Source organism: Herbaspirillum sp., assembly GCF_035644555.1.
Classification (GTDB): Bacteria; Pseudomonadota; Gammaproteobacteria; order Burkholderiales; family Burkholderiaceae_D; genus Herbaspirillum.
On the sequence record NZ_DASQOH010000018.1, the window covers coordinates 54,548 to 70,247 of the forward strand.

The 15,700-nt window shown below is 64.6% G+C and carries 10 protein-coding genes; 6 read left to right on the plus strand and 4 right to left on the minus strand.

Features of this window, described 5'->3' with window-relative positions:
• Positions 1 to 92: 92 nt before the first annotated feature.
• From VE092_RS06595 to VE092_RS06620, 6 genes are all read left to right on the plus strand, one after another.
• The gene (locus VE092_RS06595) at positions 93 to 1,037 is read left to right on the plus strand and encodes a LysR substrate-binding domain-containing protein (RefSeq protein ID WP_324875047.1); all 945 of its coding nucleotides are present in this window, start codon (positions 93 to 95) and stop codon (positions 1,035 to 1,037) included.
• Positions 1,038 to 1,299: 262 nt separating this feature from the next.
• Entirely contained in the window at positions 1,300 to 2,694 is a 1,395-nt protein-coding gene (locus VE092_RS06600) for a nucleobase:cation symporter-2 family protein (protein WP_006465210.1), read from the plus strand.
• Between the two features lie 273 nt (positions 2,695 to 2,967).
• On the plus strand, positions 2,968 to 4,731 hold the full coding sequence (locus VE092_RS06605; RefSeq protein ID WP_324875050.1) for an allantoate amidohydrolase: 1,764 nt from the start codon (positions 2,968 to 2,970) through the stop codon (positions 4,729 to 4,731).
• Positions 4,732 to 5,210: 479 nt separating this feature from the next.
• Complete coding sequence (locus tag VE092_RS06610; RefSeq protein ID WP_324875052.1) at positions 5,211 to 6,143, plus strand: 3-keto-5-aminohexanoate cleavage protein; 933 nt, start codon at positions 5,211 to 5,213, stop codon at positions 6,141 to 6,143.
• A 140-nt stretch (positions 6,144 to 6,283) separates the two neighbouring features.
• Entirely contained in the window at positions 6,284 to 7,255 is a 972-nt protein-coding gene (locus tag VE092_RS06615; RefSeq protein ID WP_324875054.1) for a thymidylate synthase, read from the plus strand.
• 60 nt (positions 7,256 to 7,315) lie between these two features.
• Positions 7,316 to 8,377, plus strand: a complete 1,062-nt coding sequence (locus VE092_RS06620; RefSeq protein WP_324875056.1) for an NAD(P)H-dependent flavin oxidoreductase — start codon at positions 7,316 to 7,318, stop codon at positions 8,375 to 8,377.
• A 10-nt stretch (positions 8,378 to 8,387) separates the two neighbouring features.
• On the opposite strand, the gene VE092_RS06625 is transcribed toward VE092_RS06620, so the two are convergent.
• The 4 genes from VE092_RS06625 to VE092_RS06640 all read right to left on the minus strand — a co-directional run bounded on the left by VE092_RS06625 (position 8,388) and on the right by VE092_RS06640 (position 15,479).
• Positions 8,388 to 9,866, minus strand: a complete 1,479-nt coding sequence (locus VE092_RS06625; RefSeq protein ID WP_324875058.1) for an efflux transporter outer membrane subunit — start codon at positions 9,864 to 9,866, stop codon at positions 8,388 to 8,390.
• Positions 9,867 to 9,941: 75 nt separating this feature from the next.
• Complete coding sequence (locus VE092_RS06630; RefSeq protein ID WP_324875060.1) at positions 9,942 to 11,153, minus strand: efflux RND transporter periplasmic adaptor subunit; 1,212 nt, start codon at positions 11,151 to 11,153, stop codon at positions 9,942 to 9,944.
• Positions 11,154 to 11,238: 85 nt separating this feature from the next.
• Positions 11,239 to 13,881 (minus strand): glucans biosynthesis glucosyltransferase MdoH, encoded by a 2,643-nt coding sequence (gene mdoH / locus VE092_RS06635; RefSeq protein WP_324875062.1) that lies wholly within the window; start codon positions 13,879 to 13,881, stop codon positions 11,239 to 11,241.
• The gene (locus VE092_RS06640; protein WP_324875064.1) at positions 13,854 to 15,479 is read right to left on the minus strand and encodes a glucan biosynthesis protein G; all 1,626 of its coding nucleotides are present in this window, start codon (positions 15,477 to 15,479) and stop codon (positions 13,854 to 13,856) included. Before VE092_RS06640 ends, mdoH begins: the two co-directional genes overlap by 28 nt.
• Positions 15,480 to 15,700: the final 221 nt, after the last annotated feature.

Here is a 15,700-nt window from a genome sequence, read left to right on the forward strand (position 1 = left end):
ACGACAAGGCGCCCACCCGATGCGGTGCCATCAGAGTGAACGAAAAACCGTCACCTGCCCCACGCTAGAACAAAGACCCCGGAGACATCCCCATGTCCAGGCTGCCTGACCACCTCGATATCCACCTCATCCGCATTCTTTACCTGTTGCTGTGCGAAAAGAATGTCTCGCGCGTGGCCCTGAAACTGAACCAGCCGCAACCCTCGATCTCCGCTTCGCTGCGCAAGCTGCGTGAGCTCACCGGTGATCCGCTGCTGGTGCGCGGCGCCCGTGGCATGGTGCCGACCCAGCACGGCGAAAGCCTGCTGAAACCGGCCAAGCGCATCCTCGATGAGACCGAGCGCCTGTTCGTGCCCAAGACCGCCTTCGTGCCGCAGGAGGAAGAACGCACCTTCCACATCGCTGCGCCGGACTACATGAACACGCCCTTCTTCACCGAGGTGATCGCCCGCCTGCGTCGCGAATCGCCGCGCAGCCACATCGTGATCCACGCGCTGGGCCCGGATACCGACTACGTGCGCCTGCTCTCGGACGGCGAACTGGACCTGGTCATCGCCAACTGGGACGAGCCGCCACCGCACCTGCACCTCTCCAAGCTGTTCGACGACCCCATCGTCTGCCTGATGCGCGCCGATTGCGCCTATGCCAAGCGCACCGCCCGCGATGCCATGACCATGGAGGACTATCTCTCCCTGCCCCACGCCGCGCCTTCGCAGATCCTGCCCGGCTATCACGGCACCATCGATAGCTTCCTGGAAAAGCAGAATCTGCATCGCAACGTGGTGGTGGAGTCGGCCCACTTCCGCATGCTGCCCTACATGGTGGCGCAGACCGACCTGGTGCTGACGGCCGGCCAGCAGTTCGCCAGCTTCTACGAAAAGCTGCTGGCCCTGAAAAGCTATACGGTACCCATCAAGTTCCCGCCGCTGCGCTTCTACCAGCTCTGGCACGAGCGCGTGCACCAGGCCACCGAGCACAAGTGGCTGCGCGCACAGGTCAGCGCCGCCGCCAAGCTGCTGGCTCAGGGGCGGGAATGATGAACACGGCGAGCAAAGGGAAATGACACCCGTCCATATATCGCCCGGACGTGTAGCGGTATGCCGGGGCCACTATATCGCCCCTGCCGGATTGCTTTAGTATCGCCAGCATCAGGCCGGTATCCACCTCCAGAGCGCACAGGAAGGCAGAACACGGCACTGAGCCGGAACCACATTCAAGCGACAAGGCAGGCCCCGTTCCAGACAGCCGGGGCAAGGTCACATGTCAGGTTCCTCCATAAAAAATACCAGGAGACAGCCCATGCAAGCCCCCAGCCATCCAGTGGATGAACGCCTACCCGTATTCAAGCTCTTCGCGCTCGGCATGCAGCACGTGCTGGTGATGTATGCCGGTGCGATTGCCGTGCCGCTCATCATCGGCGGTGCCCTGAACCTGCCCAAGTCCGAGATCGCCTACCTGATCAGTGCCGACCTGTTCTGCTGTGGCGTAGTCACCATCATCCAGAGTGCCGGTATCTGGAAGTTCGGCATCCGCATGCCGGTCATGATGGGCGTAACCTTCGCCGCCGTGGGACCGATGGTGGCCATGGCCAACAATCCCCAGCTCAACATCCTGCACATCTATGGCGCGGTGATTGCCTCGGGTCTGTTCTGCATCCTGGCCTCGCCCTACATGAGCAAGCTCATGCGCTACTTTCCACCGGTGGTGACGGGTACCGTGATCACGGTGATCGGGGTCTCGCTGATGGGCGTGGGCATCAACTGGGCGGCCGGTGGACAACCGGTGATCGGCAAGCTGGTCGACGGCGTCTTCGTCAAGGTGCCCAATCCCGACTATGGCTCGCCGCTGTCGCTGTCGATTGCAGCGGTGGTGCTGGTGGCCATCCTGCTGATCACCAAGTACACGCGGGGATTCATCTCCAACATCTCGGTATTGCTGGGGATGGTGGTGGGCTTCGTGATCGCCTTTGCACTGGGCAAGATCAGCTTCGACGGCCTGGACGCGGCCGACTGGTTTGCCTTCATCCAGCCCTTCCACTATGGCCTGCCGCAGTTCGACCTGGCTTCCATCATCAGCATGTGCCTGGTGATGATCGTGACCATGATCGAATCGACCGGCATGTTCATGGCCCTGGGCGACATCGTCGGCCGCCGGATCGACGACCGCGCACTCGCCAGCGGCCTGCGCGTGGATGGCCTGGGCACCGTGATCGGGGGCCTCTTCAACACCTTCCCCTATACCTCGTTCTCGCAGAACGTCGGTCTGGTGGGCGTGACCGGCATCCGCAGCCGCTTCGTCTGCGTGGCCGCCGGGGTGATCCTGATCGCCTTTGGCCTGTTCCCCAAGATGGCGCACGTGGCCGCCTCAATCCCGCAATTCGTGCTGGGCGGTGCCGGCATCGTGATGTTCGGCATGGTGGCGGCGACCGGGATCAAGATCCTCTCCAAGGTCGATTTCCACGGTAACCGCAACAACCTCTTCATCGTCGCCATCAGCATCGGCGTGGGCATGATCCCCATCGTCGCCCCCACCTTCTTCGACAAGATGCCGCACCTGCTGGGCACCATCTTCCACAGCGGCATCCTGCTGGCCTCGGCCATGGCAGTCGGGCTGAACCTGTTCTTCAACGGCCGCGGCAGCGAGGAAGACGTGGCCCGCTATGCGGTAGCGGCGGCACAAAGCTCGGATCACTGAGCGCAGGCGCGGTCTTGCCATCGACAGATATGCCAAAACCGATACGCGCCAGATGAAACCGTTGATGCCATCCGGGCCAAGATGTTTTAAAGTCTCACCTGCGCCCGGATGCCCGCCGGGCGCGCCCGCTGCCCTCCCCGGACGGCAGCGGCAACCCACAATCACAGACAACAATCGGCGCCGACAATACTGATTTTCAGATCGTGGGCGCCGGTATTGATCGCAACAGCAACGAACCAGCGAGGGAGCCGGCGCAGACCGACCGGCCAGCACATGACGACGACACTGCAACAATTGAACGAGGCCGATGCCTCCGCCTTCATCGCCGCCCTGCACGGCATCTACGAGCATTCGCCCTGGATTCCCGAGCGCGCCGCGCTGCAGCGTCCCTTCCGCAACATCACCGCCCTGAAACTGGCCCTGCAGAAAGTCGTCACCGACGCCAGCCGCGCCGAACAACTGGGCCTGATCCGCGCCCACCCCGAACTGGCCGGCCGCGCCGCCATCGCCGGCGAGCTGACCGCCGAATCCACCGGCGAGCAGGCCCGGGCCGGCCTGAACCAGTGCAGCCCGGAGGAGTTCGCCCGCCTGCAACAGCTCAACACCGATTACAACGCCCGCTTCGGCTTCCCCTTCATCCTGGCCGTGAAAGGCCCGACCGGGGCTGGCCTGACGCGTCAGCAGATCATTGCCACCTTCGCCCGTCGCCTGCGCAACCAGGTCGAAGACGAACTGCGCGAAGCCCTGCGCCAGATCGGCCGCATTGCCGAGATGCGCCTGAACGACTTGCTGGGCCATCGCCCGCAACTGGGTGCCACCGTCATGCAATGGGCCGAGGAAATCGGCGCCCTGTCCGAAGACGAAGGTGCTCTCACCTGCACCTACCTGACCGACACCCATCGTCGCACCGCCGACCAGATCGCCCAATGGATGCGCGAAGCCGGCATGCACGTCCACATCGATGCAGTGGGCAACGTGGTCGGCCGCTACCTCTCCAGCGACCCGCAGGCCAAGACCCTGATGACCGGCTCGCACTACGACACGGTGCGCAACGGTGGCAAGTACGACGGCCGCGAAGGCATCCTGCTGCCCATCGCCGTGGTCAGGCACCTGCATGAGCGGGGCGAGACCCTGCCCTTCCACTTCGAAGTCATCGGCTTCTCGGAAGAGGAAGGCGTACGCTTCAAGAGCACCTTCCTGGGCAGCAATGCCGTCACCGGCCAGTTCGACATGAAGTTGCTCGACCTGCAGGACAAGGACGGCATCAGCATGCGCGAGGTCATCACCCAGGCCGGCCACGACGTCACCGCCATCCCGCAGATCGCCCGCGACGCCGCCGATATCCTGGGCTATGTCGAAGTCCACATCGAACAGGGCCCGGTTCTGTTGAACCGCGACCTGCCGGTCGGCATCGTCACCTCCATTGCCGGCAGCTCACGCTACCTGGTCGATCTGAAAGGCGTGGCCAGCCACGCCGGCACCACGCCGATGGACATGCGCAAGGACGCCGCCGCCGCTGCCGCCGAGATCATCCTCTATGTGGAGCAGCGCTGCTCGCAGGACCAGCATGCCGCGTTGGTCGGCACGGTCGGCCAGTTGCAGGTACCCCGTGGCTCCACCAACGTCATCCCTGGCGCCTGCCAGCTCTCGCTGGACATCCGCGCCGCCCGTGACGACATCCGCCTGGCTGCGATCAAGGACATCCTCGCCAAGATCGAAGACATCGGCGCACGGCGCAGCATCGACATCAAGCTGGAAGAAACCCTGAGCGCCCCGGCCGCCCCCTGCGCGCCCTGGCTGATGGAACAACTGGCCGCCGCCACCGAACGCGCCGGCGTCCCGCCCTTCGAACTGGCCTCCGGCGCTGGCCACGACGCGATGGCCATCGCCCGCCTGACCGACGTCTGCATGCTCTTCACCCGCTGCGGCAACGGCGGCATCAGCCATAACCCGCTGGAGACCATGACGGCCGATGATGCCGAGGTATCGGGACAGATCCTGCTGGATTTCCTGCGCAGCTTCAGGGCGAAAAATTAATTATTTATATAATTTAAAAGATTCAGAAGTAAGTACATCGGTACGAAACTGCTGAGCTACCCAGTAACGGCGCGAAGCCGAAGGCGAGCCGGACACGCTTTCCCCCTTGGGAGCCAGCCGCCGGAGTGAAGCAGCAAGTGGATCAGAAAAATAGTGGGAGCGAAGCGACTCTATTTTTCCCACTTGCTGCTTCACTCCGGCGGGAACCCTCCGCAGGAGGGCTGGCTCTTGGGGGCCGTTTTCTTTGCTTACTTTCTTTGGCGGGCCAAAGAAAGTGAGCGGCTGCCGGGCCGCTCCCGGCGCTCCCCTGCGACCGGAGAGAGAAAAGCATTAAGCTAGAGCGCAGATAGTCAGCAAGACCAGACTACCCAAGCAACAAAACAAAACAAAACGAAACAACACAAAACGAAGCAAAGCAACAAGACAGAAGACAGCAAAGCACCCCCAAAAGCACAACCAACATCAAAGGAGCACACCCCATGGCCAAGCCCAAGAAAGTCATCATCACCTGCGCAGTCACAGGCGCCATCCACACCCCCTCCATGTCCCCCCACCTGCCCATCACCCCCGAGCAGATCAGGGACGAAGCATTGGCCGCCGCCGAAGCCGGCGCCGCCATCGTCCACCTCCACGCCCGCGACCCACAAAACGGCAAACCCACGCAGGACCCCGACGAATTCCGCAAATTCCTCCCCCAGATCAAAGCCCGCTCCAACGTCGTCATCAACCTCACCACCGGCGGCGCCCCCACCATGGGCGTAGAAGAACGCCTGCAACCCGCACTGCAGCTCAAACCCGAAGTCGCCTCCCTCAACATGGGCTCCATGAACTTCGGCCTGTACGAAATGCTGAACCGCTTCAAGGACTTCAAATACGACTGGGAACGCCCCTACCTCGAAGGCTCCGACGACCGCATCTTCCGCAACACCTTCAAGGACATCGCCTACATCCTCGAATCCTGCAGCGCCAACCAGACCCGCTTCGAAATCGAGTGCTACGACATCGGCCACCTCTACACCGCCGCCCACTTCATCGACCGTGGCCTGATCAAGCCCCCCTTCCTGATCCAGTCCGTCTTCGGCCTGCGCGGCGGCATCGGCAACGACGTCGAAGACGTGATGCACATGAAGCGCACCGCCGACCGCCTCTTCGGCGAAGACTACTTCTGGTCCGTACTGGGTGCCGGCCGCGGACAGATCCCGATCGCCACCATGTCGGCGGCCATGGGCGGCCACACCCGCGTGGGTCTCGAAGACTCGCTCTGGGACGGCCCCGGCAAGCTGGCCAAGAGCAATGCCGACCAGGTCCGCCGCATCCGCACGGTCATCGAAGCGCTCTCCCTGGAAGTGGCCAGCCCCGACGACGCCCGCGCCATGCTGAAACTCAAGGGCGGCCAGAACGTCGGCTTCTGAGCCCCACCGCCCGCAGCGGGCAGGCCTTGGCATTTCGTCATTGACGCCATGCCAAGGCACCCCGCCGGTCGGGTGCTTGCCCTGTCGATGCGCTACAATCCCGCATCCCTCGGCCAGTGGCCAGCACCCGAAACATTGCAATGAAACAATACCAAGACCTCATCCAGGACGTCCTCGAGAACGGCTCCTGGCAAGACAACCGCACCGGCATCCGCACCCTCAGCATCCCCGGCGCGATGATGCGCTTCGACCTGCAGAAGGGCTTCCCGGCGGTGACCACCAAGCGCCTGGCATTCAAGTCAGTGGTGGGCGAACTGTGCGGCTTCCTGCGCGCCACGCGCAGCGCCGCCGACTTCCGCGCCCTGGGCTGCAAGGTCTGGGACCAGAACGCCAATGAAAACGCCGACTGGCTGGCCAATCCCTTCCGTACCGGCACCGACGACCTGGGCCCGGTGTATGGCGTGCAATGGCGCCAGTGGCCGGCCTACAAGCTGATCGATGCCGCGCACAGCGCGCAGATCGACGCGGCCCGCAGCAAGGGCTTCAGCATCGTCTCCACGCTGCAGGATGAAGGCGTGGACAAGGTGCTGCTGTACAAGGCGGTAGACCAGTTGCGCGACTGCCTGGACACCATCGTCAAGAACCCCGGCAGCCGCCGCATCCTGTTCCATGGCTGGAATTGCGCGGTGCTGGACGAAATCGCCCTGCCCGCCTGTCACCTGCTGTACCAGTTCCTGCCGAACCAGAACACCGGCGAAATCTCGCTCTGCCTGTACGTGCGCAGCAACGACATCGGCCTGGGCACGCCCTTCAACCTGGCCGAAGCGGCGGCGCTGCTGCATCTGGTCGGGCGCCTGACCGGCTACAAGCCGCGCTGGTTCAGCTACTTCGTGGGCGATGCCCACATCTACGAAAACCATATCGAGATGGTCAAGGAACAGTTGACCCGCGAGCCCTACCCGCTTCCTCAACTGCGCATTTCCGACCGCGTACCGGACTTCGCCAAGACTGGCGAGTACGCACCGCAATGGCTGGAACAGATCGAGCCATCCGACTTCTCGCTGGAGAACTACCAGCACCACGCCCCCCTGACCGCCCCCATGGCGGTCTGAACCACCTGCGCATGCCACCACCGGCAGTGCGCCGGTCGGTGCGCGCTTCGGGAGAGATGCATGCCTACCCCCCTGCTGCAACGACTGGGCCTGGCCCATCCCATCATCCAGGCCCCCATGGCTGGCAGTTCCACCGTGGCCATGGCCGCTGCCGCCTCCAATGCAGGCGCCCTGGGTTCGCTGGCGCTGGGTGCCTCCAGCGTGGCGCAGGCCCGCGAGGCGCTGGCACAGTTGCAGGCGCTCACGGCCAAGCCCTTCAGCGTCAATTTCTTTTGCCATCAACCGGCGCAGCTGGATGCGACCCGGGATGCGGCCTGGCTGCAGCACCTGCAAGGCCATCTGGATGAATTCGGCGGCAGCATCACGCTGCCCTTGAAGGAGATCTACCAGAGCTTCAAGGTCGATACCGGGATGCAGCAACTGATGCTGGAACAGCCGCCCAAGGTGGTCAGTTTCCACTTCGGCCTGCCATCGGCTGCGGTGATCCAGTCCCTCAAGCAGGCCGGGGTGTTCCTGATGGCCAGCGCCACTTGCCTGGACGAGGCACGCCAGATCGAGGCCGCCGGGATCGACGCCATCGTCGCGCAAGGCATCGAGGCCGGTGGCCATCGCGGCATCTTCGACCAGGACAAGGATGAGGAGATCGGGACCTTCGCCCTGGTGCGCCTGCTGGCGCAGCATAGCCGCCTGCCGGTGATCGCAGCCGGCGGCATCATGGATGGCAAGGGCATTGCCGCCGCCCTGCAACTGGGCGCGCAGGCGGTGCAGATGGGAACCGCCTTCCTGCTCACCCGCGAGTCCGGCGCCAATGCCGCCTATCGGGCACTGCTCAAGAGCGAGCGCGCCGGGCACACGCGCGTGACGGCCGCCATTTCAGGCCGCCGCGCGCGCGGCATCGTCAATCGTTTCATGCAGGAAATCGATACACCCGGCGCGCCGCCGATGCCGGCCTATCCGGCCGCCTACGACGCCGGCAAGCAGCTCAATGCGATGGCTGTGGCCAGGGATGTCCACGAATTCGGCGCCCACTGGGCCGGACAAGCTGCGGCGCTCATCCGCGACGGGCTGACCGTGGCCGAGCTGGTCCAGGTGCTGGTGCAGGAGTGGCAGGCCACGGCCTGAGCCACTCCGTTCAGGATACGGTGCCGGTGGCGGTACCGGTGTCGTCCGGCACCTGCTTGTCCTGCCAGCCGCCGCCCAGGGCCTTGTACAGCGAGACGGTCGCCTGCAGCCGCTGCAGCTTGATCTGGCCCAGCTGGTTCTGGGCTTCGGAGAGGGTGCGCTGGGTATCGAGCACCACCAGCAGGTCTTCGGCACCGGCACGATAGCGAATCTCGGCCAGCTCGAAGGCGAAGCGCGCCTGGTCCACTTCCCCTACCTTCAGGCGATACCGTTCTTCCAGGCTGCGGATGGCGCCCAGGGCCTTTTCCACTTCCGACAGCGAGGTGATCACACGCTGCCGGTAGACCTGCACCAGTTCTTCCTTCTGCGCCTCGGCCAGGGCCTGCTGGTTGCGCAGGTTGCCGCCGTCGAAGATCGGTGCGATCAGGCCGGCACCGAGGTTGGCGAACAGGTTGGGGCCATCGAACAGGGACAGCAAGGCATTGCTCTGCGCCCCCGTGGAGCCGGTCAGCGTAATGCTGGGGAATAGCGACGCCCGGGCCACGGCGACGTTGGCATTGGCGGCCGCCAGATTGGCTTCGGCGCGACGGATGTCGGGCCGGCGGGTCAGCAGTTCGGAAGGCAGGCCGGCCGAGATGCGCGGCATCTGGATGCCGGCCAGGCCTTTTTCCTCGACCTTGAAATTCTGCGGCGGACGGCCCAGCAAAATGGCCAGCGCCGTCTGGGCGTCCTGCTCCTGCTGTTGCAGGTCGGGGATCAGCTGTCGCTGGTTGGCCAGGGCCGAGCGCTGGCGCGCCAGGTCCAGCGGCGAGGCCGAGCCAGCGCGGCTTTGCGCTTCCACCAGGCGCAGCACGCGTTCGGCGTTGTTGACGTTCTGGCGCGCAATCTCCAGCCGGTCGCGCAGCGACAGCACTTGCAGATAGGTGGAAACGATGCCGCTGGTGACGGTCAGGGCCACCGTCTCGCGGTCATAGCGATTGGCCCGCAGGGTGGCTTCGGCGGCTTCGACCCCGGCGCGGTTCTTGCCCCAGAAGTCGATCTCGTAGCTGATCTGCAGGCTGGCGTTGGCGGCATTGGTCGGGGTGCCGCCGGAGATCGGCATTTCGCGGCTGGCGCCGGCATTCAGGCCGACATTGGGCAACAGCGGCGCACCGGCGATGCGGGCCTGGGCCTCGGCCTGCTTGATGCGGGAAAAGGCGGCGGCGATTTCGTAGTTGTTGCGCTGGCCTTCCAGCACCAGCTCGGACAGTTCGCTGCTGCCGAACTGCTTCCACCAGTCGGTATCGGGCCACAGCTGTTCGGCGTGGGCCACATCGGCCGAAGCGCCGCCGCCCCACTTTTCGGGCACCTGCATCTCGAGGATTGGATCGGTCTGCACCTGGGGCGTGACGCAGGCGCTCAACGCCAGCAGCAGAGCGGCAGCCAGGGCCAGCCGCGTCGCGCGCGGCAGGGCAGGGAAAACGGGCGGGGTCGGACTACGCAATCTCATGGGTCGTGTGCATCGAAACAGAAAAAAGAGGACGCCCTCCCCGGCGCGACCTCTACTGTACAACATGCCTGGCGCCTAGCGCGCGGCAGCGTTGCCTGAGGCCGCAGAGGCCGGCGGATTGGCTGGCAACAGCACCTGCTCGCCTTCCTTCAGGCCCGACAGCACCTGGGCGCGCTCGCCATCGCGGATGCCGATCTTGATCTTGCGGCTCTCCAGCTTGCCATCTTCCAGCACCACTCTCACGGTCTGGGTGCCATCCATGCCGGGCTTGGTTACCAGCGCGCGCGGAATGGTCGGCACATGTTCGGCCCTGGCCAGCACGAAATAGACGTCGGCACTCATGCCGCTCATCAGTTCCCGGCTGGGATTGGCGACATCGAAGAGCACGGTGTAGAAGGCCTTCTTGCCCTGCCGCCCGGAGTCGTCGGTGGGCAGCAGCATGATCTGGCGCAGCTTGCCGCTCCAGCGCTTGCCGGGATAGCCGGGGGTGGTGAAGTAGGCCGTCATGCCCTTCTGCAGGCGGGTCACGTCTTCCTCCGCCACCGGCACCTGCACCGTCATGCGCGACAGGTCGGCGATGCGCATGAGCACTTCCTGATTGGCGCCCACCATCTGGCCGGGACGCGCATTGAGCGTGACGATGGTGCCGCTGACAGGCGCTTCGATACGGGTCTGTTTCTGCACCGCCTCATCTTCGCGGATGGAGGCCTCGGTCTGCTGGATCTGGGCGTTGGTGGCGTCCACCCGGGCCGCCGCCGCATACATGTTCATGCGGCTGGATTCATAGGATTCCTCGCGGGTGGCGTTCTCGGCCTTGAGCTGGGTCTGGCGCTGGAACTGCAGCTGGGCGAAGTCCAGCTGGGCGTTCTGTCCGGCCAGCTCGGCCTTGAGGCGCGCCAGCGTGGCGCGGTTGTTCTCGATGCGACTGCTCTGCACGGCCGGCGCCACCGTGGCCAGCAGGCGACCGGCCTTGACGGCTTCACCGATGACCACATCGACATCCGACAATTGGCCAGCCACCTTGGAGCCGACGTCCACATAATCCTGTGCCACCACATTGCCGGTGGCATTGACCACCTGTTCCAGGTCAGCCCGTTCGACGGTGACCGTCTCCAGCTTGACGGGGATCGGCTTGGGTGCCGCTGGCGGCGGCTGCTGGCGCGAATACAGCCAGTAACCGCCGCCCAGCACCAGCACCAGCGCCAGCCCGCTCCACCACGCCTTCTGTCGTGCAGGGGCGTGCGAAGTCGGGATGGCGTGGGGCAGTTGATCTTGCGGCTCGGTCATGGTCGCTCGTGGCAAACGCGAAAGATGATGTCAGAAAATGATGACGGCCGAATTTCATCGGCCGTCTCCGGTCCTGTCCGCCCCCTCAGGCGGCCAGCATCGGTGCGTCCTGCCGGGCCAGGGCGACGCGCCAGTCCGGATGGACTTCCGGCACCCCGCTCCAGACCGCCTGGTGCAGCTGGGACAGCAGACCCGGCTCTTCCAGGATGCTGTTCTTCTGCTTGTCGTTGAGCGCGTCCGGCCCGTCCTTGAGCGCCGTGCGCACCAGCTTCTCGCGCAGGTGCTGCGTCAGTTGCGGCACCTGCGGATGGGCATGCGCAGTGGCACACACCAGGGCATTGAAGGCGGGATCGACCACCGCTTCCACGAAGCCCGGCAACGCCGGTGTTTCTTCATGGTGGCGCACGGTCTCGCGCAATTCGAAGGGTGGCGAGGTCTCTTCGGGAATCTTGAACAGCCCGGCGCGACGGAAGCCACGGCCGAAGCTGACCCGCGAGGACAGCACCGACACCGGCACCGACACCGCCAGCGAACCGGCGATCGGGATCAGCCACCAGATGAAGGACGGGTTGAGCCAGTAAACCAGCGCGCCCCAGGCCACGCCCAGCAACGAATGCCAGCCATGGCGGCGCAGCGCCTCGCCCCAGCCGGTTTCATTGTCGGCGCGCGGCGGCGACTTCCAGCCGGCATTCCAGCCCAGGAAGGCGCCCAGCACGAAGCGGGTGTGGAACAGCATGCGCACCGGCGCCAGCGCCATCGAGAACAGCAGTTCGATCACCATGCTCAGGAACAGGGCCAGCGCGCCGCCGAAGCCACGCGCGCCCTTCACTGCGAACAGCAATACCGCCAGGATCTTGGGCAGGAACAGGATGGTGGCGGTGGCCGAGACCAGCGCCAGGGCCTTTTCCGGATGCCATTCGGGCCAGATCGGGAACAGCTGGCGCGGCGCCGTGAAGTATTGCGGGTCGATCAGCGTGTGCGCGGCCAGCAATACCGTGGACAGGATCAGGAACAGCCCCCACAGCGGCGCCGAGACATAGGCCATCACGCCGGTGACGAACACCGCGCGATGCACGATGTGCATGCCTCGCGCCAGGAACAGCCGGAAGTTCATCAGATTGCCCTGGCACCAGCGACGGTCGCGGCTCAGTTCGTCGAGCAGGTTGGGCGGCATTTCCTCGTAGCTGCCGTCGAGGTCGTAGGCGATCCACACCGACCAGCCGGCGCGCCGCATCAGCGAGGCCTCGACGAAGTCGTGCGACATGATCGGCCCGGACAGGTTGCCCTTGCCCGGCAGCGGCGCCAGCGCGCAGTACTTCATGAAGGGCTGCAGACGGATGATGGCGTTGTGCCCCCAGAAATGCGACTCGCCCAGTTGCCAGTAGTGCAGGCCGGCGGTGAACAGCGGTCCGTAGACGCGGGTCGAGAACTGCTGGATGCGGGCATACAGCGTGTCACGTCCGGCCGCGCGCGGTGCGGTCTGGATAATGCCGGCGCCGGGATGGGCTTCCATCAGACGGGTCAGCTTGGTCAGGCATTCGCCGGTCATGACGCTGTCGGCGTCCAGCACCACCATGTAGCGGTAATCGGCGCCCCAGCGACGGCAGAAGTCGTCCAGGTTGCCGCTCTTGCGCTTGACGCGGCGGCGGCGGTGGCGATAGAAGATGCGCCCGAAGCCGCCGGTCTCGCGGCACAAGCGATTCCAGGCGGCGGTTTCGGCCGCGCAGATATCGGCTTCGCCACTGTCGGAGAGGATGAAGAAGTCGAAATGCGCGATCTGGCCGGTGCGCTCCAGCGATTCGTAGGTTGCCCGCAGGCCGGCAAAGACGCGTGCCACGTCCTCGTTGCAGATGGGCATGACGATGGCCGTGCGCGCTTCTTTCGCGATCTCGGTGTGACCGGCCTTCTCGTGCGAGATGAGGTACTTGTCGTCACCGCGCATGAGGACCAGGAAGCCCGTCATGGCCGTCCAGAAACCCGCCGACACCCACAGGAACAGCAGGCCGAACAGGAACAGCACCACCATCTCCAGCGGCTTGGTGCCGTGGTAGGGCAGCACGTCGCTCATGAAATAGGTGGCCATCGAGGTCTGCAGGACCATCAGGATCAGCAGCGTGATGCGACGTACGTTGCCGGTGTGCTGCCAGTGCCCCTTGGGATCAGGCGCCTCGGACTGGTCGAGGTGATCTTCGATGTAACGCGGTTCATCATCCACCGGCGGCGGCACCGGCTCGGCCAGCTTGGCGCGGCCCTTGCGGGCGCGACGCCAGCGGCTGGGGCGACGTTCCAGCCGGCGGTTTTCTTCCTCCACCCAGCGCGAGAAGGGATTCAACTCGCCCCAGGGACGCGGCACCATGGACTTGCGATGCATCGGCGGGCCGACGGGAATGCGCGGCTGGCCGCGCTCTTCGCTGATGGGCGGCACGGCGCCGCCGGCTTTGCTTTCGGTATTGGTATCGGTACCGGTAGTGGCCTGCGGATACATCAGCCGCAAGCGCGCATCCACCGAAGCCTGGGCTGCAGCTGCCACGAGTTGCACATCGCGCCCGGAAGCCTCGGCCAGCACGCGGTGCAGGTCGGCCACCGGATCGCCGGAGCCGATCGCACCCGCCCGCGCCGCCAGGTCCTGGCGTTGTTCAGGCGACAGCGGCAGGCGCGCGAGGTAATCCTCGAGCGCCTGCGAGGCTGCCGAAGTCTGCCTTAGTTGGGGGGTAATATGTAGCTCCACGTTTCAGACAAGGTTGTGCCGCCATTGGCATTGCGCAGGAAACCGCGCAGCTCGACAGGCTTGTTTTCTTCCAGCCGGCGCAGCTTGACTTCCACGCGCCAGCCGCCGGTCATTTCATTCTTGCGTGTGGTCACGCTGGCCAGCTTGCCGTTGGCATCGGCCTCGACCACGCCTTCCACGCGCGCATTGGCCGGCAGCTTCTTGAGACTGCCACCGTCGAAATCGATGGCCAGTTGCTGCACCTCGTCGGCCTTGCCTTCCTGCTTGGGACGATAGCCGTGACCGAACAGGGTCTGCGTGACGAAGGCCAGCGGCGGACGCTTTTCATTGTCCTTCTGCCAGGACAGGCGGTATTCCACATTGAAGGGTTGACCCGGCTTGGGCAGGGTGTTCGGAATCCAGTAGGCCACGATGTTGTCGTTGGTCTCGTCCGGCGTGGGAATCTGCACCAGCTCCACGCGACCCGAACCCCACTTGCCCTTGGGCTCGACCCAGGCGCTGGGGCGGGCCTGGTAGTTGTAGTCCAGGTCTTCGTAGTGCGAGAAGCTGCGATCACGCTGCATCAGGCCAAAGCCCAGCGGATTGTCGAAGGAGAAGGACGTCACCAGCAGACGCTTGGGATTGACCAGCGGACGCCACAGCCATTCGCCGGTGCCGGACTGCATCGACAGGCCATCCGAGTCATGCACTTCCGGACGGAAGTCGTCGGCCGGGCCGGGCTGGTTCTCGCCGAACAGGAACATGCTGGTCAGCGGCGCAATACCCAGCTTGGTGACATTGCTGCGCAGGTAGAGCTGGGCCTTGACGTCCATCACGGTATCGACGCCCGGCTTGAGCATGAAGCGGTAGGCACCGGTGGCACGGGGCGAATCCAGCAGCGCATAGATCACCAGTTCCTTGGCATCGCCCGAGGGACGCTCCAGCCAGAACTCGGTGAAGCGCGGGAATTCCTCCCCCGAATAGAGTGCCGTATCGATCGCCAGGCCACGCGCCGACAGGCCATAGCTCTGGCCGCGCCCCATGGCGCGGAAGTAGCTGGCCCCGTGGAAGGTCAGCACATCATCCTTGACCTTGGGCGAATTCAGCGGGAAACGGATGCGGAAACCCGCAAAGCCTATATTGCGCAGGCTGCGCGGATCGACGCTGCGGTTGGCACTGTAGTCGAACAGGGCCGGATTGAAATGGATTTCACGCACGGCGTCGCCGACCACTTCATTGATCTTGACCGGCTCGGTGTAGCTGGCGCCGAGGTGGATGAAGGACAGTTCGAAGGGCAGCTTCTGGGCACGCCACCAGGACTTGTCGTCGCGGAAGTAGATCTGGCTGGCCTGCTCGTAGCTCAGATCCTTGAGCGACTTGGGCAGCTCATCGGAGGGTTTCTTGTAGGACTTGCCGGCCAGCGCCTTGGCACGTGCGGCAACGGTATTGAAATCGAAGGCCAGGGCGGCTTGCGGCAAGGCCAGGGCCAGCAGACCGGCGAGGGTCGCAGGCGCGGCCAGACGGCGCCACCAGGTCGATCGTGTGGTGCTGGACGGGGAGGATGGTCCCGCGCCAGGCCCGGAGGTGGTGTGAAGCAGCATTATTGTTTTGTCTGACATGCAATTTTCTGGTTAAGAGCCCCGGCTGACGCTCTGGGCTGCGCCGAACTGGAAAGCAGGCGCTAGTTTACCCAAATGTGGCGGGGATTGTTCGCAAGTTCGCAGGGCGTTGGCATGGTTCCGGCATTTCCGGACCATGCCAGCGATGTTTCCGGAATGAAAATATCACTGCTGGCTGGCAGGCCGCTGACAAGGTCTTGCGGCTGCCGGTGTCAGGTATA